Genomic DNA, 20,758 nt, shown 5'->3' on the forward strand with positions numbered 1-20,758 from the left:
GATCGTGCAGAGGGCACTCGAAACCGCCCATGGACGGTCATGGGGCAGGATTGCAGGACGCTCGCGCGCGCTCGCCGCGCCGAAATTACCCGAGCTTCCCGTTGTCTTGCCCGTGGCTGCCCGAGAAAGGAAGCCAGGGAAAGGGCATCCGCGCACGGTGAAACGGCGCGGCCCTTTCCTAATATCAAGGACAAGAAATGTTCAATCACCACAAAGTGGAAATCGAATGGGGCGGCCGTCCGCTCATCCTCGAAACCGGCAAGATCGCACGCCAGGCTGACGGCGCGGTGCTCGCCACCTACGGCGAGACCAAGGTCCTCGCCACCGTCGTGTCGATGAAGGAGCCGAAGCCCGGTCTCGATTTCTTCCCGCTGACCGTCAACTACCAGGAAAAGACCTACGCCGCCGGCAAGATCCCGGGCGGCTATTTCAAGCGCGAAGGCCGTCCGAGCGAGAAGGAAACGCTGGTTTCCCGCCTCATCGACCGCCCGATCCGCCCGCTCTTCCCCGCAGGCTACAAGAACGACACCCAGATCGTCGTGACCGTCGTCCAGCACGACCTCGAGAACGATCCCGACATCCTGTCGATCGTCGCCACCTCGGCTGCCTTGACGCTGTCGGGCGTCCCCTTCATGGGCCCGATCGGCGGCGCCCGCGTCGGCTACATCAACGGCGAATATGTACTGAACCCGCATGTCGATGAGATGCAGGAATCCAAGCTCGACCTCGTCGTCGCCGGCACCACCGACGCCGTGCTGATGGTTGAGTCCGAGGCCAAGGAATTGGGCGAAGAGCTGATGCTCGGCGCTGTCATGTTCGGCCACAAGGGCTTCCAGCCGGTCATCGACGCCATCATCAAGCTGGCCGAAGTCGCCGCCAAGGAGCCGCGCGACTTCACAGCGCCGGACTATTCCGCGCTCGAAGCCGAAATGCTGAAGATCGTCGGCGACGAACTCAGCTCGGCCTACAAGAACGTCGACAAGCAGAAGCGCTACGCCGCAGTCGACGCCGTCAAGGCGAAGGTCAAGGCAGCGTTTGCCCCGGCTGAAGGCGAAGACGCCAAGTACACCTCGGAGCAGATCGGTTCCGTGTTCAAGGAACTCCAGGCCAAGGTCGTGCGCTGGAACATCCTCGACACCGGCTCGCGCATCGATGGTCGCGACCTCAAGACGGTCCGCAAGATCGTCTCCGAAGTCGGCGTCCTGCCGCGCACCCACGGTTCGGCACTGTTCACCCGCGGCGAAACCCAGGCGCTGGTCGTTGCCACGCTCGGCACCGGCGAGGACGAGCAGTATGTCGACTCGCTGACCGGCATGTACAAGGAGAAGTTCCTCCTTCACTACAACTTCCCTCCCTACTCCGTCGGTGAGACCGGCCGCATGGGTTCGCCGGGCCGCCGCGAAATCGGCCATGGCAAGCTCGCCTGGCGCGCCATTCGCCCGATGCTGCCGAGCGCTGACCAGTTCCCCTACACGCTGCGCGTCGTCTCGGAGATCACCGAGTCCAACGGCTCGTCGTCGATGGCGACCGTCTGCGGCACCTCGCTGGCGCTGATGGATGCCGGCGTGCCGCTGGCCAAGCCCGTCGCCGGTATCGCCATGGGCCTGATCAAGGAAGGCGAGCGTTTCGCCGTTCTCTCCGACATCCTTGGCGACGAGGACCACCTCGGCGACATGGACTTCAAGGTCGCCGGCACCGCCAACGGCATCACCTCGCTGCAGATGGACATCAAGATCGATGGCATCACCGAGGAGATCATGCAGATCGCGCTTGGCCAGGCCAAGGACGGCCGCCTGCATATCCTCGGCGAAATGGGCCACGCGCTCTCCGGCGCGCGTTCGGAACTCGGTGAGTTCGCACCGCGCATCGAAGTGATGCACATCCCGACCGACAAGATCCGCGACGTTATTGGTTCGGGCGGCAAGGTCATCCGCGAGATCGTCGAGAAGACCGGCGCCAAGATCAACATCGAGGACGACGGCACGGTCAAGATCGCTTCGTCCAACGCCAAGGAGATCGAGGCGGCGAAGAAGTGGATCCACACCATCGTCGCCGAGCCGGAAGTCGGCGAGATCTACGAAGGCACGGTCGTCAAGACCGCCGACTTCGGCGCTTTCGTCAACTTCTTCGGTCCGCGTGACGGCCTCGTCCACATCTCGCAGCTTGCCAACGACCGGGTCGCCAAGACCTCGGACGTGGTCAAGGAAGGCGACAAGGTCTGGGTCAAGCTGATGGGCTTCGACGAGCGCGGCAAGGTCCGCCTGTCGATGAAGGTCGTCGACCAGGCCACCGGCAAGGAACTCGCCCGCGACAAGAAGACCGAAGGCGAAGAGAACGCCGCCTGATCGGCCTGAGATCATGAAGCGAAGCGGGCGCGGCTTAGGTCGCGCCCGTTTTCATTTTCGGGCTGTAGAGACAGACCTCATTTCGAGACCGAACGATGTCCGCCGAGCCGCTGAAGACGCTTTTTCATCCCTTTGAAGCCGAGGCCGTTGCTCTGCCGGGAAAGGGCGAGCGCGCGCTGTTTCTCGGCGCTGAACCGGGTTTTCGGCTGCCCGAGGGCTTCGAGGCCGCGCTTCACCTCGTGCAAGGCTTCCGGCCGCATTTTCGCGCGCTACAGGCATCTGGCTTCGTCGTCACCGCGCAATCGGAAGGCGACGGCTTCGATATGGCACTTGTGCTTGCCGGCCGGCATCGCGGCTTGAACGAAGTGCGCATCGCTGAAGCGCTTGAGCGCGTGGCGCCGGGCGGCCTGGTCGTCGTTGCCGGTGGCAAGGACGATGGCATTGCCAGCCTGCGCAAGCGCGTTGACGAGCTTGTGCCGCTAGAAGGCCATCTGCCGAAATATCACGGTATCGCCTTCTGGTTACGCCGTCCCGCCGATCTGGCCGCCGCGGAAGAATTGCGCACCGCCAATCCCGCCTTGCTGGTTGAAAACCGGTTCCACACCGCGCCCGGCATGTTTTCCTTCGACCGGATCGATACCGGCTCGAAATTGCTGGTCGAGAACCTGCCCAATGATTTGCGTGGCAACGTTGCCGATTTCTGCGCCGGCTGGGGTTATGTGGCTGCCGAGATCGCCGCCCGATCCCTCGGCGTTCCGGCGCTCGACCTCTATGAAGCCGATTTCGCCTCGCTCGAAGCCGCGAAGCTCAATCTGGCAGGGGTGAGCCAGTCGATCGCCAGGAGTTTCTTCTGGGTCGATCTGCTGAAGGAACCGGTCGAGAAACACTACGACGCGATTGCCATGAATCCGCCCTTTCATCGCAGCCGGGCGGCCGAGCCGGAGATCGGCGCCGGCATGATCCGTGCGGCGGCTAAGGCCTTGAAGCCAGGTGGGCGGCTGTTCATGGTCGCCAACCGGCAGCTTCCCTATGAGCCGATCCTGGCGGCTGCCTTTTCGAGCCATGCCGAACTCGTTCGCGACGGTATGTTCAAGGTGCTTGTCGCGCGGCGTTGAAGCATGATTCCGAAAAATGGATGCCGGTTTTTCGGAAGAGATCATGCTCAAACGAAAACAGAGTGCGCCGCGCTCAATGCAGATTGGCGATGCGTCGGACCTCGTCGGTGACATGCGCGTCGCCAACCCTGATCTTGAGCGGCGCCGGCCTGCCGAACAGGTAGCCCTGCACCACCTCACAGCCGGCTGCTCTGAGCAGCGTCGCCTGGCTCTCGGTCTCGACGCCCTCGGCGATGATGCTGACGCCAAGCGCGCGCGACAGCCCGACGATGGTCGAGACGACCGCGCCGGAGCTGGAATCCGTATCGATGCGGCTGACGAAGGAACGATCGATCTTCAGCTTGCCAAACGAGAAATCGATCAGGTAGCTCAAATTGGAATAGCCGGTGCCGAAATCGTCGACGGCGACCGAGATGCCCATGTCCGCAAGCTGCTTCAGGATCGTGGCGGCGCGGTCGCGGTCCTGCATCATCGCCGTCTCGGTCACTTCCAGTTCCAGCCGCGATGGCTTGATGCCGGTGCTCGTCATGGTATCGCGCACGATACCGACGAAGTCCTTGGTCATGAACTGCACGGGCGAGATGTTGACGGCGACGAAGCAGTCGTCGGGCAGATGCCGGGCGTCACTGCACGCCCTGCGCAGCACCCATTCGCCGATCGGGCCGATCATGCCGGTTTCCTCGGCGATCGGGATAAACTCCATCGGCGGGATCATGCCGCGTTCGGGATGCCGCCAGCGGATCAATGCTTCGTAGCCGACGATGCGGCCGGTCGGGAGATCGAGCTGGGGCTGGTAGTGAAGATCGAAGTCACCGCGCTCGAAGGCTGTATTCAGTTCGGATTCGATCCATTGGCGATGGTCGGCGACCCTGCCCATTTCGGCATGGAAGACCGACCAGTTGCCGACGCCGCTGGCGCGCGCATTCTGCAGCGCCAGATTGGAGCGGCGCAGGATGAGGACGGGATCGACGCCGTCCTTTGGCATCGCCACGATGCCGACCGACAGGCTAACCGATTGCAGGTGCGTGCTGAGCTCATAGGGCTCCATCATCTCGTCGATGAGCCTCTCTATGGTGCTCTCCAGCGACCCGGACAGCTGATTGTCGGGGAGCAGAATCGCGAATTCACCGGCGCCGATGCGTCCGATCAGTGCGCGCTGCGGCGTGCAGGTCTTCAAGCGCTTGGTGAAGGCGCGGATCAACTCGTCGCCCTGGCTGTAGCCGATGGCGTCGTTGATCTGTTTGAACCGGTCGATGTCGATATCGATGAGAAACATCGGCTCGCCGGTCCGGCTTGTGGAACATGCCGCTTCGGCAATCTTGCCGACCATCGCCGGGCGCGCCAAAAGGCCCGTCAGCTTGTCGAAATGAGTTTCCGTGAAGACGAAATCCGCAGATTCATCGACGCCGGCGAAGAAGGACATCGCGGCTAACGACGCCGCCAGTGCGCAAAGGGCGGCCATCACTGCGACCATCATGTCCGCGGAGATGCCGGCAAAGCCATCGCCGAGACCGAGCTTCAGGCCCCAGAGCCCGAGGACGAAACTGCCGATACCCGAACTCGCTATTGTGAGCAGTCGGAACACCGGTGTTCGCTTCGGGTCGCTGACGGCGGACATTGAAGAATCCCCAGAGTACGGGGCTTTCTAGCGGATATGTCCTTAAAATGCGTTTCCGCGAATGCGTCCAATTTTATTGGAGCGAAAGTATTTCATGAGCGGATTAAACCGAGTGGGGTTGAAACGGGTTCAGTCGGCGCATTTTAAGCTTTTGTTTTATAAATGTCGTTGTCCCGAAACCGCTGCGCACTTTTAGGCGACATGCATTAGTCTCGTCCGCCGTCGGTCTGCTTCAATTCGTCGAGCGTCGGCATGGAAACAATGTGATAGCCGGAATCGACATAGTGGATTTCGCCGGTAACGCCGGAAGACAGATCGGACAGCAGATAAAGCGCGGAGCCGCCGACCTCGTCGATGGTCACTGTGCGGCGCAGCGGCGAGTTGCGCTGCTGGTAGGAGAACATGTGGCGGGCGTCGGAAATGCCGGCGCCGGCGAGCGTACGCACCGGTCCAGCCGATATGCCATTCACCCTGATGCCGCGCGGACCATAGTCGTTGGCGAGGTAGCGCACACTGGCCTCCAGTCCGGCCTTGGCGACGCCCATGACATTGTAGTTCGGCATGACGCGGACCGACCCTGCATAGGTCAGCGTGATCATCGATCCGCCGTCCTGCATCAAGGCGGCGGCATGGCGGGCGATCTCGGTGAAGGAGTAGCAGGAGATCACCATAGTGCGGACGAAATTGTCCCGGCTGGTGTCGGCGTAGAGGCCCTTCAACTCGTTCTTGTCGGAAAAGCCGATGGCGTGGACGACGAAATCCAGCCCGCCCCATTCCTTGCCCAGGGTTTCGAACGTGGCGGCGACCGAAGCGCTGTCCTCGACGTCGCATGGCAGGACCAGCGAGGCGCCGAGCTTGTCGGCCAGCGGCTTGACCCGCCGCCCGAAGGCATCGCCCTGATAGGTGAAGGCGAGTTCCGCCCCATGTTCGGACAATTTCCGGGCGATTCCCCAAGCGATCGAATGATCGTTGGCGACGCCCATGACAAGCCCGCGCTTGCCCTTCATCAATCCGTCCATGGTCGGCAAATCCTTATGCGGAATAGCGCTGGAAAACGAGCGTGGCGTTGGTGCCACCGAAGCCGAACGAATTTGACAAAACAGTGTCGATCCTGGCGTCGTCGATGCGCTTTCTCACGATCGGCATGCCCTCGAATTCGGGGTCGAGGGTCTCGATATGGGCGCTTTCGCCGATGAAACCGCCTTGCATCATCAGGATCGAGTAGATGGATTCCTGCACGCCGGCAGCGCCCAGCGAATGGCCGGTCAGCGATTTCGTCGAGGTGATGTACGGCATCTCTGGGCCGAACACCTCGCGGATCGCGCCCATTTCCTTGGAATCTCCCACCGGCGTCGACGTGCCATGGGTGTTGATGTAGTCGACCGGCGTGGAAACCGTGGCCAGCGCCTGGCGCATGCAGCGGACCGCGCCTTCGCCTGAAGGGGCAACCATGTCGTGGCCGTCGGAGGTCGCGCCGTAGCCGACGATCTCGGCGTAGATCTTGGCGCCGCGCGCCTTGGCATGCTCCAGCTCTTCCAGCACCAGCACGCCGGCGCCGCCGGCGATGACGAAGCCGTCGCGGTTGACGTCATACGCGCGCGAAGCGGTCGATGCCTTGTCGTTGAATTTCGACGACATGGCGCCCATCGCGTCGAACAGGTCCGACATCGTCCAGTCGAGATCCTCGTGGCCGCCGGCAAAGACCATGTCCTGCTTGCCCCACTGGATCAATTCATAGCCATTGCCGATGCAATGCGCCGAGGTCGAGCAGGCCGACGAGATCGAGTAGTTGACGCCGTGGATCTTGAACCAGGTGGCAAGCGTTGCCGATGCGGTCGACGACATCGCCTTCGGCACCGCGAACGGTCCGATGCGCTTGGGACTGCCGTTCTTCAGCGTGATTTCGGCCGCTTCGACGATGGTGCGGGTGGATGGTCCGCCCGACCCCATGACGATGCCGGTGCGCTCATTGGTGATGTCGCTCTCGCCGAGGCCCGCATCCGCGATCGCCTGATCCATGGCGACGTGGTTCCAGGCCGCACCTTGGCTCAGGAAGCGCATCGCACGGCGATCTATCATCGCCGATGGATCGAGCGTCGGCGCTCCCCAGACCTGGCAACGGAAGCCGTGTTCGGCGAAGGAATCGGAGAAGCTGATGCCGGATCTGGCGTCATGCAGCGAGGCTTGCACTTCGTTGGCATTGTTGCCGATCGACGACACGATGCCGATGCCTGTGACTACGACACGTCTCATTCGCAACTCCTTCCAGGGGTGCTGGCCAGACAGCTGGCCAGGGCTGTGGTCAAGCGGCCGCCGACTGCTTGGACAGACCGACTTTCAAATCCGTTGCCGCGTATATGGGTTCGCCATCTGCCTTCAGCCAGCCATCGGCGATGCCGAGCACCAGCCGGCCTCGCATCACGCGCTTGAAGTCAATGCCATATTCGACCTTCTTGACCGAGGGCGTCACCATACCCTTGAATTTCACTTCGCCGGTCGACAGCGCCATCCCCTTGCCGGGTTCGCCGAGCCAGCCAAGATAGAAGCCCGTCAATTGCCACATAGCGTCGAGGCCGAGGCATCCCGGCATGATCGGATTGCCGATGAAATGGCAGGCAAAGAACCACAGGTCCGGCTTGATGTCGAATTCCGCGCGGATGAAACCTTTCTCGAAGGCGCCGCCCGTCTCGCTGATCTCGGTGATACGGTCGAACATCAGCATGGGCGGATAGGGAAGCTGGGCATTGCCCGGTCCGAACAGTTCGCCGCGGGCGCAGGCCAGCAATTCGTCGTACTCGTAGCTGGATTTACCCGCCATCAATCTCGTCCCCATATCGTTCCGGGCTATCGGGTGCCCTTGTCGTTGGTTTCCTAACACAATCTGTTTCAGGCCGGAAACCGGCGTTTGCGCTTAACCTGCTCGTCTGCCTGGGTCAATGCGCGCTATTGATCGCTTTCCGGCGACAGAATATATGTCCTGAGAGGTTCGGTTTCGGCAGACGTTCATTTTTTTGCCATTCTGGGCGTGTCTTGGGGCGGAACTGTGGGGTTCGACGAGAAGATGAACCTGGACGGCCGGAAGGAAAATGTCGCTGTGGACAAGCGGGTCCGTGAAGCCGGCCTGAGGCCGACGCGTCAGCGCATTGCGCTGGCCGACCTGCTTTTCGCGAAGGGCGACCGTCATTTGTCGGCGGAGGAACTGCACGAGGAGGCGGTTGCCGCCGGCGTGCCGGTATCGCTGGCCACCGTCTACAATGCCCTTCACCAGTTCACCCAGGCGGGACTGTTGCGCATCCTCGCCGTCGAGGGGGCGAAGACCTATTTCGACACCAACACCTCCGACCACCACCATTTCTACATCGAAGGCGAAAACCGTATCTTCGACATCGACAGCGGTCCGGTGACGGTTGCCAACCTGCCGGAGCCGCCGGAAGGGATGGAGATCGCCAATGTCGACATCGTGGTAAGGCTGCGCCCCAAACGCCGCGAATGATCGGCCGGGCCAGCATCATCGGCCAGGCCAGGAGCATCGGCCAGGGATGAAACCCCTTGATCTGGCAATCCGGCTCGAATGGGCTTTTGTGGCTGCTGCTGCCGTCGTTTTCTACGGTTCGACCGGCATGTCCTGGTGGCTGTTCGGATTGCTTATCCTGGCGCCGGACCTGTCGATGTTCGGCTATCTGGCGGGGTCTCGCGTCGGTGCTCTTGCCTACAATGCCTTGCACATCCTGATCTTGCCCGTGCCGCTGCTGATCGCCGGCTATATGTCCGGCAATGCGACCGCAATCGCGGTTGCGCTGATCTGGATCGCCCACATCGCCATCGACCGTGCGCTGGGCTACGGCCTGAAGCTGTCAACCGGCTTCCGGGACACCCATCTGGGCCGTATCGGGCGCTAAAACCACGACCGCGAATCTTCAAAAGATCGCGCTCAAATGGGCAAAAAAATCAGTCCTTGACCCGTTCGCCGGGATAGGCACCCCAGACAACCGACTGGGCAAGCCAGCCGGTGTGGCCATCGAACGTCATTTCGCACCACTGGCCGTCGCAGGATTTGATCGTGCCCATGACACCAGGCTCGACCATCGCGACCACCCTTGCGTCCTTGTCGGGGCTGTTGAGAAGGTTGATCTGGGCTCCCTTGCCGCGCTGCCACGGGGCGACGATTGCCGTCCGCCGGCCGGAAAGCAGCGATTGGTTGATCCAGCCTTCCGAACCATCGGCATCGCGCACGCGGCGCCATGTGTCGAATTCCTGGATGATCTCCATCGGCAGCCCGGCCTTCATATACATCCAGTCGACCGAGTAGTTGGCGCCGGGGCCGACGCGCGAGTTGACGCGGCCGGATTTCAGGCTGACGAATCGCGGCAGCGGCAAACCGCTCGGCCCGAGCGTGACGACGCTCTGGGCAGGTGCCGCCGCACTCTGCGCCGCGGCAAGCGGAGGATAAAGCAAAGCGCCGAGAAATGCTGCGCTGAGGGTCAGGCGAAGCGACGCGAAACCAGACACTTTCATTCCTTTCGGCGCTTGCCCATCGGCCTCGGCGCCCCTTTTTCTTTGTCTTCGGCGGCACCGCTTGTTACATGGGGTAATCGGCACCGCGACCGGCTTTCAGTTTCGCCGGTCTTGGTTAAAGAGGTCTCAACGAGATCGGGGTACGAGGAAACAATGGTAGGCAAAAAGAAGCCTCTCGTCGTCATCACGCGAAAGCTGCCCGACCCGGTCGAGACCCGCATGCGCGAACTGTTCGACGCAAGGCTGAATGTCGAGGACCGGCCGATGACGCAGCCTGAACTGGTTGCGGCGGTCAAGGAGGCCGACGTGCTGGTGCCGACGGTAACCGACCAGATCGACGCGGCACTGATCGCCCAGGCCGGCGACAATCTCAAACTGATCGCCAATTTCGGCAACGGCGTCGACAAGATCGATGTCGCGGCCGCGGCCAAGAGGGGCATCACCGTCACCAACACGCCGAATGTGCTGACCGAGGACACCGCCGACATGACCATGGCGCTGATGCTGGCGGTGCCGCGGCGGCTGGTGGAAGGCGCCAACGTGCTCACAGGCGACAAGAAATGGGCCGGCTGGTCGCCGACCTGGATGCTTGGCCGGCGCATCTGGGGCAAGCGGCTGGGCATTGTCGGCATGGGCCGCATCGGCACCGCCGTCGCCAGGCGGGCCAAGGCGTTCGGACTGTCGATCCACTACCACAACCGCCACCGCGTGCTGCCGGCCGTGGAAGACGGGCTGGAGGCGACCTATTGGGAGAGCCTCGACCAGATGCTGGCCCGCGTGGACATCATCTCGGTCAATTGCCCGTCGACGCCGGCGACCTTTCATCTGCTTTCGGCGCGGCGGCTGGCGCTGCTGCAGCCCACGGCCTATATCGTCAACACGGCGCGCGGCGACATCATCGACGAGGAAGCGCTGGTCAAGCTGATCCAGGACGGCAAGATCGCCGGAGCCGGTCTCGACGTCTACGAGCACGAGCCGGCTTTGAACGGCAAGCTGCTGAAGCTCGCGGCCAAGAACAAGGTCGTGCTTCTGCCGCATATGGGCTCGGCGACGCTCGAGGGCCGCATCGACATGGGCGAAAAGGTCATCATCAACATCCGCGCCTTCGTCGACGGCCACCGCCCGCCGGATCGCGTGCTGCCGCTCAGAACCTGACGCTGTCGTTTCGCGACCTTTCGAATGAAAGGTCTGGCTTACGGAAGTGCCTTGCGCATGGTGATCGAGGTCGGCCTGACGTAGCCCTCATGCGCCGTCCGCTCGGTCTCGTGAAAACCGAAGCGGGCAAAGGCCGCATGATTTGCGGTCAGCTCGATCCGCGTCTGAAGCTCGATGGCGGCCTTGCCGCGGCTGCGGGCAAGGTCTTCGACAGCCTGCATCAGCCGTCGGCCAATGCCGTGTCCCTGGCAGTCCGGCGCGACCGCGAGTTTGCCGACATAGAGTTCCGCCTCCCTTTCAAGGGCAAAGATACAGCCGACGATCCTGTCGTCCCTGAGTGCCACGAAGCCGGTCTCCCGCCGCGCCTTGTCCCGCAGGCTGTCGGCGGTCAGCAGGTGGGCCGAGGAGGGCGGGTCGATCACGCCGTCCATGGAGGCGAAGGCGCGCATGATCAGTGCGAGCACATCGTCCCAACGGTCGAAATCGGCCGCGATCAGTGTGATGAGGACAGCGTCGGCCCGCTCCACGGGGTCAGTTTCTCTTGTAGCGGATCGTGTCAAAGCGCGCCGCCAACGCATCATAGAGCAGCAGCCGGCCGACCAGCGGTTCGCCGATGCCGGTGATCAGCTTGATCGCCTCCATCGCCTGCAGCGTGCCGACGACGCCGGTCAGTGCACCAAGCACGCCGGCTTCGGCACAGGACGGCACCAGGCCCGGCGGTGGCGCTTCCGGGAACAGATCGCGATAGCCTGGGTTGGGCTTGCCGTCCTTGCCGTCTTCGAATGGCTTCAGCACCGTGACGGAGCCGTCGAAACGTCCGACCGCGGCGTGAACCAGCGGCTTGCCTTCGCTCGCACAGGCATCGGCCACCGCATAGCGGGTTTCGAAATTGTCGGAGCCGTCGACGACGATGTCATAGCCGGCGACGAGGGCTGGTGCATTGTCTGCGGTCAGCCGGTATGTGTGCGTTTCAACCGTTGTGTTGGGATTGATGCGGGCGATTGCCGCCTTGGCGCTATCGGCCTTCAGCATGCCGACTGTGTCGGTGCCGTGAATGACCTGACGCTGCAGGTTGGACAGCGAAACGGTGTCATCATCGACCACGCCGAGCGTGCCAACGCCGGCGGCGGCAAGATATTCAAGCACCGGCGCGCCCAGCCCGCCGGCGCCGATGACCAGCACCCGCGCCTGCTTCAGCCTCTGCTGGCCGGCGCCGCCGATTTCGGGCAGCACGATGTGGCGGGCATAGCGTTCGATCTCGTCGGCGGTCAGGGCGGCAGTAGTCATTGCCTGACCATATAGTGGCTGAAAAACCTTGTCAGGAGCTAATGCATGTCGCCCAAAAGTGTGAAGCTGTTTTGGGATAACGGCATGCATGAACAAAGATTTAGATCGTTGGCCCGACCGTACCATGGTCGACCGTCAGGAACTGCGCGCGACCCGCCAAGCTGGAAAACAGCGCTGCATCGGTTCCGGTCATGAACGCCTGGCAGTTCAAGTCTTCGAGGATGGAAAACAGCGCCGCGCGCCGCCCGCTATCGAGATGCGCGGCGATCTCGTCGAGCAACAGGATCGGCGTCATGCCCGACATTTCGCCGGTCAGCCGGGCATGCGAGAGCACGATGCCGACCAGCAGCGCCTTCTGCTCACCTGTCGAACAGAGTTCGGCCGGCATCGCCTTGGGACGGTGCCGAACAACCAGATCCGAGCGATGCGGGCCCTCGAGCGTGCGTCCGGCGGCACGATCACGGTCACGGCCCTCGACAAGCGTCCGGCGGAAGCGCTCCTCGACATCGACTGCCGGCGCGGCGGCGATCTCGGCTTCCAGGTCGCCCGAAAGGCCGATATCGGCCTGCGGAAACGGTCCCGTGTCGGGCAGCCTGTCGATCATCGCGGCCAGAAGGCGCACCATCTCGGCTCGCGCCGCGGCTATCGCCACACCGGTTTCGGCCATCTGCGTCTCGATCGCGTCGAACCAGCGGTCGTCTCGGGAGCCTTCGATAAGCAGACGGTTACGACCACGCATCGCCTTCTCGTAGTCGATCGCACGTTGCCCGTGGCCGGGGTCGATCGCCAGCACCAGCCGGTCGAGAAAGCGGCGGCGATCCGCGGCAGGCCCGGTGAACAACGCGTCCATAGCCGGCGTCAGCCACACCACGCGCAGCCATTCCAGCATATCCTCGGCGGAACGCGCTGGAGCTCCGTTGATACGCACCCGCCTGCCGCCTTCGCCGGCGGTGTCGCCGCCGGAAATGCCTGTTCCGATTTCGATCTGGCCGTCGGGTCCATCGAGCCGGGCATGCAGCGCAAAGCCGCCGTCGCCACCTTCGCGCGCGACATCAGCGTAGGGGGCGCGGCGCAGGCCACGCCCCGGGGTCAAAAAGGAAATCGCTTCGAGGAGATTGGTCTTGCCGGCACCGTTGTCGCCGGAAAAAACCACTGCACCCGGCGCCAGATCGATCGTCAGCGCCGCGTAGTTGCGAAAATTAGTAAGTGTTAGCTTACTTATATGGTTCTGTACCGGCAACCGCTATCCGCCTATAGAGCGGCCCATCGTTTCACGGAAACGCAGAACCGCTCTATCTCTTTGTTTTAACGCAATTCCGAACGGAAAACCGCTTCACACTTTTCCTGGAATTGCTCTAGAAGTTGCCGCAAACATCGCTCTTGCCTTCGGTCCATCACAGGACCGAATTGCTGACACCGCGCCGGCTACACCCGCATCGGCATCAGCACATAGAGTGCGGTCTCGTCGGCCATATCGTGGATCAGCGTCGGCGAACCGGCATCGGCCAGCATGAACTTGGCCTCCGTGCCGGTCAGCTGCGCGGCAACGTCGAGCAGGTACTTGGCGTTGAAGCCGATCTCGATCGGGTCCGATGAATAATCCGCGGCCAGCTCCTCGGTGGCGCTGCCCGAATCCGGATTGTTGACCGCAAGCGTCACCTGACCCTCGCTGATCGACAGCTTCACCGCGCGGCCGCGTTCGGAAGAGATGGTCGAGACGCGATCGACAGCGGCGGCGAAGCTTTGGCGGTCGATGATCAGCTTCTTGTCGTTGCCGGTCGGAATGACCCGCTGATAATCAGGGAAGGTGCCGTCGATCAGCTTCGAGGTCAAAATCACACTGCCGATGGTGAAGCGGATCTTGGTGTCCGACAGTTCGGTGGTGACCGCGATATCCGGATCGTCGACCAGCTTCTGCAGCTCGCTCACCGTCTTGCGCGGAATGATGATGCCCGGCATGCCCTCGGAACCCGCTGGCGCGTCGATCTCGGCGCGCGCCAGGCGGTGGCCGTCGGTCGCCACCGAGCGCAGCTTCAGCTTGCCGCCGACCTCATGCGTGTGCAGGTAGATGCCGTTCAGGTAGTAGCGTGTCTCCTCGGTGGAGATGGCGAACTGGGTCTTTTCGATCAGGCCTTTCAGGGCAACCGAGTCGAGACGGAAGATATGCGAGAAGGATCCGGCCGAAAGTTCCGGGAAGTCGGATTGTGGCAGGCACTGAAGGCGGAAGCTCGAGCGGCCTGACGTCACCGTCATGGCGTTGCCGTCCTCATCCGTCTTCAGCATCACCTCGGCGCCATCGGCGAGCTTGCGCACGATGTCGTAGAGCAGATGTGCCGGAACCGTCGTCGCCCCGCCGCGCTCCACCTTGGCGGGCGTCGCTTCCGTCACCTCGAGGTCGAGGTCGGTCGCCTTCATCTCAAGGCTGGCGCCCTCGGCGCTGAGCAGCACGTTGGACAGGATCGGTATGGTGTTGCGCCGCTCGACCACACGGTGGACGTGGTTGAGCGACTTCAGGAGATTTGACCGTTCCAGGATAACACGCATGACGAAACAGGCTCGCTTGAATGAATGACGGGTCACCAGTGGGCGGCGCCCCGCGAAAGGTCTGAACAGGCTCAGAATCTGCGTAAACTGACAGGAAAAAACCAGCAAACGCAAGCCCGTGCCACCGGTTCGGGCAGGCTACGCGGGCTTTCTGGGGATAAAGGGCAAGAAGTCCGCGAGCCGGTGTCGTAAAACCGAAATCCGGGCCGCTTCCAGGCGGCGCCACGAGCCGATTCCGGGCCCCGGGCCACACTGGCAAGCCATTGAATTCCGGTGTTGTTCCGGCTCGAGCTCCCCCGGACGGTCAGGCCTGATCGTTGATCAACCGCCTCAAGAGCTCGAGTTCCTGCGCCAGCGTGTTGTCGTTGCCGGAAAGGTCCTCGATCTTGCGTACGGCATGCAGCACCGTGGTGTGATCGCGGCCGCCGAAACGCCGTCCGATCTCGGGCAGCGAGCGCGGCGTCATTACCTTCGACAGGTACATGGCGACCTGCCGCGGCTTGACGATGGTGCGCGTGCGCCGGTTGGACAGCAACTCGGTCTTCGACACATTGTAGTGGCGTGCGACGATGCGCTGGATGTCCTCGATGCGGACCCGCTTCGGCTCGCCGGTGCGATAGATGTGGCCGAGGATCTCGTCGATCCGGTCGATGGTGATCTGCGGCTCGAAGGATTGACGGAACAGCAGCTGGTTGAATGCGCCTTCCAGTTCGCGTCCGCTGCCGGTCACGGTGCGTGCGACGTGATTGAGGATCTCTTCCGAAATGTTCAGCGACGCGTCATCGACCCTGGCGGTGGCAAGGCGCAATTTGAGCATGCCGAGGCGCATGGCGAAATCGGGCGCCGACATTTCAAGCGCGACACCGCCATTGAGGCGCGAACGGACCCGCGGCTCGAGCGATTCCAGTTCCGACGGCGGCCGGTCGGCGGCAACGACGACCTGCTTGGCGCTGTCGAGCAACATGTTGATCAGGTGGCAGAATTCATGCTGGATCGACTTGCCCTGCAGGAACTGCATGTCGTCGATGATGAGCAGGTCGATGTCTCGCAGCTGCTCCTTGAGCGTCAGCGCATTGTTGTCACGGATCGCGGTGGCGAAGCGCCACATGAAATACTCGGCCGTGAGATAGACGACGCGCGATTTGGGGTTCTGCTTCAGCGATTCCGCGGCGATTGCCTGCAGCAAATGTGTCTTGCCGAGCCCGACGGTTGCGTGAAGGAAAAGCGGATTGAAGCGCACCGCGCTCGATTGCGATTCCGCCACTGCCTTGGCGGCGGCGAAGGCCACCCGGTTCGACGGTCCCTCGATGAAGGAGCCGAACGTGTAGCGCGGATCAAGCGGTGACCCCAGCACATTGTGGCGGAATTCGCTCTCGATCGGTGTGCCCGGACGAGGAGCCGGTGCACGCTCCACCCGGCCGGGGCTGACGGTGCCGGCGGCAAGCGCCGTCTGCGTCTGCCGCGTCATCTTGCTGCGTGCAGGGACCACCTCCGGCTCGGCCTGGCTGCGTCCCTGACGGGTCGCCGTGCGCACGACGATATCGATCTTGAGGAGATCGGGATCCTCCTGCTTCCACAGTTCTGAGATGAGGTCGAGATAGTGGCCGTTGATCCACGAGCGCAGGAAAGCGGTGGGCACCGAGATGCGGACAATGCCCTTGGAAGCCTCCGCGACCTTCATGCGGCCAAACCAGCTCGAATAGACTTCGGTTCCCAGGCGCGCCTTCAACTGGGTCTTGACCCGGTCGAATTTCTGTTCCGCGTCGCTGGACACCGCCATGTCGTTTGCTCCGATCAAAGTTCCAGGAAATGGGAGGTCGCCCGTAAGTTCCCTTTCGATGCCGCTCTGCATGATCTTTTCCTTGTCCTTCCGTACCTGTTTTCCACCGGGGATGCGCCTCCTGCATCCGGTTCCGGCGACCTAAGTCTTTGCTACGATGTCCGCTGCCGCCGCCGGCAGATGAACGTCGCCCATTATCCGAGGGAACCGGTGCCGGCCCATGGAAGCCAGCCCGCGTTGGGTATGTCAGGGCAATACAGCACCGTCCGGCGAAAAGAGCGCCGGCGCGCCGTCTACCTGCCATGTCTAGTTACGCCAGTCCCCTACCGTATCGAAAAAGACAAACCAAATCCGTCCGCGGACTTGATCCGCGTTGCAAATCCCGCCAATTTAAGCTGGCCGATTCAGGCTGGGTTTAAGGCCCAGAGCCCGTCCCTTTCGATAGACCAACATTACCGAAATCGCTGTGGATAGGGCAAGGCCACGTCTAACGGATTTTTAAGGAATCTGGTTACTGGAGACGGGTTCGAGTGGCGTGCCGCAACGACACATTTTAACAAAGCCATTGTGATTCAAACCCTTTTCCGGCGAATATGAAAAACCGGACCCTGAGAGAAATATTCTGAAATAATTCGCTTGACAGCTACTTGTCCCCCATCGGGTTGGCCCGGTGTGGACAAGCTGTGGATCACCATCTGTAAGTGTCTGAAAAATATAGGCTATTTCTGATAGGTAAGAATCTTTAAGTCGGCCATTTTCAAGCATGCCGACCAACAGCAGGCATGCATATGCCGGCAAAGTATTCCCAATCGTGAAATCTGCATAAGACGCCGTTTCCGGACATTCTTTTTAAGTGCTTGCCGGCAAACGAAAAAACCCGGCACGAGCGGCCGGGTTTAAAGAACGTCAGTCTAGGGAAGTAATGTCAGGCCGACAGAACTTTGACCCGCTGGGCCAGCCGCGACACCTTGCGGGACGCCGTGTTCTTGTGGATCACGCCCTTGGTTGCGGCGCGCATCAATTCCGGCTCCGCGATCTTGAAGGCAGCCTGTGCGGCAGCCTTGTCACCGGAGGCAAGTGCCTCTTCGACCTGGCGGATATAGGTGCGCACACGCGAGCGGCGGTTCTTGTTGATCGCTGCGCGGCGGACGATCTTGCGCGTTGCCTTTTTGGCCGAGGATGTATTGGCCATGATGCCTCTCTTCTGATCTGGTCGGCGCATGCGGGATGCCGCAGGGCGCAAAAAACAAACGGGCAGCCACGGGGCCGCCTCGGTTGGTGCGGCTTATAGTTCAGCTTTTCCGGCGCGTCAACGCTGCCTGGCCTTCTTTTTGGCGGCCAACAGCCATCTTCTTCGCAGCTAAGGGATTGGCGTCAGCGGTTGGTGAAATTCGGCTTCCGCTTCTCGGCAAAGGCCGCCATGCCTTCCTTCTGATCGTCCAGTGCAAACAGCGAGTGAAACAGTCGGCGCTCGAACCGCAATCCCTCGGCAAGCGTCGTCTCGAAGGCGCGGTTGACGGCCTCCTTTGCCATCATCACCGATGGCAGCGAGAAAGCGGCGATCTTGGCCGCCGCCTTAAGCGCCTCCTCGACAAGCTCGCCGGCAGGTACGACCCGCGACACCAGGCCCGAACGCTCGGCTTCGGCGGCATCCATCATCCGCCCGGTCAGGCACATGTCCATCGCCTTCGCCTTGCCGACGAAGCGGGTCAGCCGCTGCGACCCGCCCATGCCTGGAATGACGCCGAGCGTGATCTCGGGCTGGCCGAATTTGGCCGTGTCGGCGGCGATGATGAAATCGCACATCATCGCCAGTTCGCAGCCGCCGCCGAGTGCATAGCCCGCCACCGCCGCGATAATAGGCTTTCGCGCCCGCGTAAGCTCCTCCCAGCCGACGAAGAAGTCTTGGGCGTAGGCGTCCGCATAGGAGATGGACTGCATCTCCTTGATGTCGGCGCCGGCGGCGAAAGCCTTTTCGGAACCGGTGATGACCATGGCGCCGATGCCGGCATCGGCGCTGAAACCGTTCACGGCAGCGACCAGTTCGGTCAGGACCTGCGAGTTCAGCGCGTTGAGCGCCTGCGGCCTGTTCAGCGTGATCAGTCCGACCTTGCCGTGCGTCTCGGTTATGATCGTTTCGTAGGCCATGGCTGCTTCTCCTCGCTCGCGCTCGTCTAACTCACCGCTGACATGTCCGGCAATAGAAGGTCGATCGGCCGCTCTGCACGATCCGTTCGATGTGGCCGCTGCAGCCGGGCTTCGAGCAGGCTTCGCCTTCGCGGTCGTAGACGGCGAAGGAGTGCTGGAAATAGCCCAGTGACCCATCGGTCTGCATATAGTCGCGCAGCGAGGACCCGCCGGCCGCGATCGCATCTGATATCACCGAGCGGATGGCTTCGGCCAGGTGTTCGCTTTGGGCCTGGGCTTTCTTTCCGGGCTTGGCGATCGTGCCCGCCTCACGCAGCGGCGACAGGCTGGCGCGCCACAGCGCCTCCGACACATAGATGTTGCCGAGCCCGGCGATCAGCCTCTGGTCGAGAAGCGCTGCCTTCAGCGGTGATCGCCGCCCTTTCATCAATGAGGCAAGCAGCGCGCCGTCCAGTGTGTTGCCCGTCGGCTCAACGCCGAGTCCGGCCAGCATCGGATGGACCTCCGTCCCTTCCGCAAACAACATGAAGCCGAAGCGGCGCGGATCATTGAAGATCACGCGTGATCGGGCGCCTGCCGGAGACACGACATGGAAGACGACGTGGTCGTGATTGGAGTTCTTCGAGCGGTCGTGCTGGAAAACGCCGGGCATGTCGCTGCCGTCCGCCGTCTCGATGCGGAATGAGCCCGACATGCCGAGATGGCAGATCAGCACGGGACCGCCTTCCAGGTCCATCGTCAGATACTTGGCCCGGCGGCCGAGTGCCGTGATCGTCTTGCCGGTCAGCCGCTGTGAGAATTTCTCGGGAAATGGAAAGCGCAGATCCGGGCGGCGTGCCTCGACACGGGTGATGGTTGCGCCTTCCAGGACCGGCTGCAGCCCGCGCCGGACGGTTTCGACCTCCGGCAATTCAGGCATGACCGCCAATCGCCGTATAAAAAGAAGTCCCGTAAAGGCCGTGCGCCAGCCCAAGATGCTCGGCCATGGTTTCGCCGATGTCGGCGAAGGTTGTTCTCAGCCCGATGTCGCCGCCCTTGAAACCCGGACCTGTGCCGATCACCGGAATGCGCTCGCGCGTATGATCGGTCCCTTGCCAGGTCGGATCGTTGCCGTGATCGGCCGTCAGGATGAGAAGATCGCCCTGCCGCAGCCTTGCGAATGCCTCCGGCAGCCGCCGGTCGAAGGCCTCAAGCGCGGCAGCATAACCTGCAACATCGCGGCGATGACCGAATTCGGTGTCGAAATCGACGAAATTGGCGAAGACGAGATCGCCGTCGCCGGCATCGTCCATCGCGCCCAGCGCCTCGTCGAACATGGCCATGTTGCCCGCGCCCTTGCGCACTTGCGAAATTCCGCGATGGGCGAAGATGTCGCCGATCTTGCCGACTGCGATCACACGGCTGCCACGCGCTGTCAGCCGATCGAGCAGGGTTGGCTCCGGCGGAGGCACTGCGTAGTCATGACGGTTGTATGTCCGCTCGAAGGTGGCGGTGGTTTCGCCGACGAACGGCCGCGCGATCACCCGTCCGATCCTCAGCGGGTCAACCAGCCTGCGCACCACCTTGCAGAACTCATAAAGCCGCTCAAGGCCGAAATGGACTTCATGCGCGGCGATCTGCAGGACCGAGTCGACCGACGTGTAGCAGATCGGCTTGCCGGTACGGATGTGCTCCTCGCCGAACCGCTCGATGATCTCGGTGCCCGGCGCATGACAGTTGCCGAGAATGCCCGGCACCTTGCCCTCGCGGATGATCGCCTCGGTCAGTTCAGCCGGAAAGGCAGGAACCGTATCCGGGAAATAGCCCCAGTCGAAGCGCACCGGCAGGCCGGCGATTTCCCAATGGCCCGACGGCGTGTCCTTGCCGCTTGAAACCTCCTGCGCGGCGCCGTGGAAGGCAGCCGCGAGCAGATCCGTCCCACTGCTGGAAAAGCCCAGTCCCGTCGCGGTCTCGGCAGCCTTGCCAAGTCCGAGCGAGGCCATGTGGGGGACAAACAGCGGTCCACTGCGAAGCCCTTCGCGATCCGCGCGTCCTTCGGCACAAGCTTCTGCGATGTGCGCGAATGTGTTGGCGCCGGCATCGCCGTAACGGTCGGCGTCGGCCGCGCCGCCGATGCCGAAGGAGTCCAGAACGAAGAGGAAAGCGCGCGCCATCGAGCTGTTGCCAGTTTGAACGACCAGACATAGGGTTCCGCGACTTCATTGGCACTTCGGAAACCAAACGGCAACGGCTTGGCGCGATAGTCCAGTGA

At 62.3% G+C, this 20,758-nt stretch carries 19 protein-coding genes; 5 read left to right on the top strand and 14 right to left on the bottom strand.

Annotation, left to right across the window (positions count from 1 at the left end; all coding sequences use genetic code 11):
• Positions 1-197: 197 nt before the first annotated feature.
• Together pnp and ASD12_RS09980 are read left to right on the top strand one after the other, a co-directional pair.
• Complete coding sequence (pnp, locus tag ASD12_RS09975; RefSeq protein ID WP_056584877.1) at positions 198-2,345, top strand: polyribonucleotide nucleotidyltransferase; 2,148 nt, start codon at positions 198-200, stop codon at positions 2,343-2,345.
• A gap of 95 nt (positions 2,346-2,440) precedes the next feature.
• The gene (locus ASD12_RS09980; protein WP_056584878.1) at positions 2,441-3,460 is read left to right on the top strand and encodes a class I SAM-dependent methyltransferase; all 1,020 of its coding nucleotides are present in this window, start codon (positions 2,441-2,443) and stop codon (positions 3,458-3,460) included.
• Between the two features lie 73 nt (positions 3,461-3,533).
• Here the strand turns inward: ASD12_RS09980 and ASD12_RS09985 are convergent, their stop codons facing one another.
• The 4 genes from ASD12_RS09985 to fabA form a co-directional block, all read right to left on the bottom strand.
• Entirely contained in the window at positions 3,534-5,078 is a 1,545-nt protein-coding gene (locus tag ASD12_RS09985) for a bifunctional diguanylate cyclase/phosphodiesterase (protein WP_056584880.1), read from the bottom strand.
• A 206-nt stretch (positions 5,079-5,284) separates the two neighbouring features.
• The gene (gene fabI, locus ASD12_RS09990) at positions 5,285-6,097 is read right to left on the bottom strand and encodes an enoyl-ACP reductase FabI (protein ID WP_056584882.1); all 813 of its coding nucleotides are present in this window, start codon (positions 6,095-6,097) and stop codon (positions 5,285-5,287) included.
• A 13-nt stretch (positions 6,098-6,110) separates the two neighbouring features.
• Positions 6,111-7,331, bottom strand: coding sequence for a beta-ketoacyl-ACP synthase I (fabB, locus tag ASD12_RS09995; RefSeq protein ID WP_056584884.1), 1,221 nt, complete (start codon positions 7,329-7,331; stop codon positions 6,111-6,113).
• A 49-nt stretch (positions 7,332-7,380) separates the two neighbouring features.
• Positions 7,381-7,896 (bottom strand): 3-hydroxyacyl-[acyl-carrier-protein] dehydratase FabA, encoded by a 516-nt coding sequence (fabA, locus tag ASD12_RS10000; protein ID WP_056584887.1) that lies wholly within the window; start codon positions 7,894-7,896, stop codon positions 7,381-7,383.
• 243 nt (positions 7,897-8,139) lie between these two features.
• Here fabA and irrA point away from each other — a divergent pair, with 243 nt between their 5' ends.
• Complete coding sequence (irrA, locus tag ASD12_RS10005; protein WP_056584952.1) at positions 8,140-8,571, top strand: iron response transcriptional regulator IrrA; 432 nt, start codon at positions 8,140-8,142, stop codon at positions 8,569-8,571.
• A 46-nt stretch (positions 8,572-8,617) separates the two neighbouring features.
• The gene (locus tag ASD12_RS10010) at positions 8,618-8,977 is read left to right on the top strand and encodes a DUF4260 domain-containing protein (RefSeq protein ID WP_056584889.1); all 360 of its coding nucleotides are present in this window, start codon (positions 8,618-8,620) and stop codon (positions 8,975-8,977) included.
• Between the two features lie 49 nt (positions 8,978-9,026).
• Here the strand turns inward: ASD12_RS10010 and ASD12_RS10015 are convergent, their stop codons facing one another.
• Positions 9,027-9,587, bottom strand: a complete 561-nt coding sequence (locus ASD12_RS10015; protein WP_056584954.1) for an SH3 domain-containing protein — start codon at positions 9,585-9,587, stop codon at positions 9,027-9,029.
• Between the two features lie 159 nt (positions 9,588-9,746).
• Here ASD12_RS10015 and ASD12_RS10020 point away from each other — a divergent pair, with 159 nt between their 5' ends.
• The gene (locus tag ASD12_RS10020) at positions 9,747-10,748 is read left to right on the top strand and encodes a D-glycerate dehydrogenase (RefSeq protein ID WP_056584891.1); all 1,002 of its coding nucleotides are present in this window, start codon (positions 9,747-9,749) and stop codon (positions 10,746-10,748) included.
• A 38-nt stretch (positions 10,749-10,786) separates the two neighbouring features.
• Here the strand turns inward: ASD12_RS10020 and ASD12_RS10025 are convergent, their stop codons facing one another.
• From ASD12_RS10025 to ASD12_RS10065, 9 genes are all read right to left on the bottom strand, one after another.
• On the bottom strand, positions 10,787-11,275 hold the full coding sequence (locus ASD12_RS10025) for a GNAT family N-acetyltransferase (RefSeq protein ID WP_056584892.1): 489 nt from the start codon (positions 11,273-11,275) through the stop codon (positions 10,787-10,789).
• Between the two features lie 4 nt (positions 11,276-11,279).
• Positions 11,280-12,035, bottom strand: a complete 756-nt coding sequence (locus ASD12_RS10030; protein ID WP_056584894.1) for a molybdopterin-synthase adenylyltransferase MoeB — start codon at positions 12,033-12,035, stop codon at positions 11,280-11,282.
• A 100-nt stretch (positions 12,036-12,135) separates the two neighbouring features.
• Positions 12,136-13,275, bottom strand: coding sequence for a DNA replication/repair protein RecF (recF, locus tag ASD12_RS10035; protein ID WP_056584898.1), 1,140 nt, complete (start codon positions 13,273-13,275; stop codon positions 12,136-12,138).
• 185 nt (positions 13,276-13,460) lie between these two features.
• Positions 13,461-14,579, bottom strand: a complete 1,119-nt coding sequence (dnaN, locus tag ASD12_RS10040) for a DNA polymerase III subunit beta (RefSeq protein WP_056584900.1) — start codon at positions 14,577-14,579, stop codon at positions 13,461-13,463.
• Positions 14,580-14,883: 304 nt separating this feature from the next.
• Positions 14,884-16,359, bottom strand: a complete 1,476-nt coding sequence (gene dnaA, locus ASD12_RS10045) for a chromosomal replication initiator protein DnaA (protein ID WP_244482813.1) — start codon at positions 16,357-16,359, stop codon at positions 14,884-14,886.
• A 925-nt stretch (positions 16,360-17,284) separates the two neighbouring features.
• The gene (rpsT, locus tag ASD12_RS10050; protein WP_013533694.1) at positions 17,285-17,551 is read right to left on the bottom strand and encodes a 30S ribosomal protein S20; all 267 of its coding nucleotides are present in this window, start codon (positions 17,549-17,551) and stop codon (positions 17,285-17,287) included.
• A gap of 182 nt (positions 17,552-17,733) precedes the next feature.
• Positions 17,734-18,507, bottom strand: a complete 774-nt coding sequence (locus ASD12_RS10055) for an enoyl-CoA hydratase (protein WP_056584904.1) — start codon at positions 18,505-18,507, stop codon at positions 17,734-17,736.
• Positions 18,508-18,538: 31 nt separating this feature from the next.
• Positions 18,539-19,426, bottom strand: a complete 888-nt coding sequence (mutM, locus tag ASD12_RS10060) for a bifunctional DNA-formamidopyrimidine glycosylase/DNA-(apurinic or apyrimidinic site) lyase (RefSeq protein WP_056584906.1) — start codon at positions 19,424-19,426, stop codon at positions 18,539-18,541.
• Positions 19,419-20,660 carry a phosphopentomutase gene (locus ASD12_RS10065; protein WP_056584908.1) on the bottom strand — a complete coding sequence of 414 codons (1,242 nt, stop codon included), beginning with the start codon at positions 20,658-20,660 and terminating at the stop codon, positions 19,419-19,421. Before ASD12_RS10065 ends, mutM begins: the two co-directional genes overlap by 8 nt.
• Between the last annotated feature and the right edge of the window lie 98 nt (positions 20,661-20,758).

This window comes from Mesorhizobium sp. Root102 (assembly GCF_001425625.1).
Lineage (GTDB): Bacteria > Pseudomonadota > Alphaproteobacteria > Rhizobiales > Rhizobiaceae > Mesorhizobium.

Excerpts from the sequence above, each read along its gene's own strand:
- dnaA (WP_244482813.1), bottom strand. The coding sequence starts at position 16,359 with ATGGCGGTGTCCAGCGACGCGGAACAGAAATTCGACCGGGTCAAGACC.
- ASD12_RS10020 (WP_056584891.1), top strand. The coding sequence starts at position 9,747 with ATGGTAGGCAAAAAGAAGCCTCTCGTCGTCATCACGCGAAAGCTGCCC.
- fabB (WP_056584884.1), bottom strand. The coding sequence starts at position 7,331 with ATGAGACGTGTCGTAGTCACAGGCATCGGCATCGTGTCGTCGATCGGC.
- fabI (WP_056584882.1), bottom strand. The coding sequence starts at position 6,097 with ATGGACGGATTGATGAAGGGCAAGCGCGGGCTTGTCATGGGCGTCGCC.
- fabA (WP_056584887.1), bottom strand. The coding sequence starts at position 7,896 with ATGGCGGGTAAATCCAGCTACGAGTACGACGAATTGCTGGCCTGCGCC.
- irrA (WP_056584952.1), top strand. The coding sequence starts at position 8,140 with ATGAACCTGGACGGCCGGAAGGAAAATGTCGCTGTGGACAAGCGGGTC.
- ASD12_RS10065 (WP_056584908.1), bottom strand. The coding sequence starts at position 20,660 with ATGGCGCGCGCTTTCCTCTTCGTTCTGGACTCCTTCGGCATCGGCGGC.
- rpsT (WP_013533694.1), bottom strand. The coding sequence starts at position 17,551 with ATGGCCAATACATCCTCGGCCAAAAAGGCAACGCGCAAGATCGTCCGC.
- ASD12_RS10030 (WP_056584894.1), bottom strand. The coding sequence starts at position 12,035 with ATGACTACTGCCGCCCTGACCGCCGACGAGATCGAACGCTATGCCCGC.
- ASD12_RS09985 (WP_056584880.1), bottom strand. The coding sequence starts at position 5,078 with ATGTCCGCCGTCAGCGACCCGAAGCGAACACCGGTGTTCCGACTGCTC.
- pnp (WP_056584877.1), top strand. The coding sequence starts at position 198 with ATGTTCAATCACCACAAAGTGGAAATCGAATGGGGCGGCCGTCCGCTC.
- mutM (WP_056584906.1), bottom strand. The coding sequence starts at position 19,426 with ATGCCTGAATTGCCGGAGGTCGAAACCGTCCGGCGCGGGCTGCAGCCG.
- ASD12_RS10055 (WP_056584904.1), bottom strand. The coding sequence starts at position 18,507 with ATGGCCTACGAAACGATCATAACCGAGACGCACGGCAAGGTCGGACTG.
- dnaN (WP_056584900.1), bottom strand. The coding sequence starts at position 14,579 with ATGCGTGTTATCCTGGAACGGTCAAATCTCCTGAAGTCGCTCAACCAC.
- ASD12_RS09980 (WP_056584878.1), top strand. The coding sequence starts at position 2,441 with ATGTCCGCCGAGCCGCTGAAGACGCTTTTTCATCCCTTTGAAGCCGAG.
- ASD12_RS10010 (WP_056584889.1), top strand. The coding sequence starts at position 8,618 with ATGAAACCCCTTGATCTGGCAATCCGGCTCGAATGGGCTTTTGTGGCT.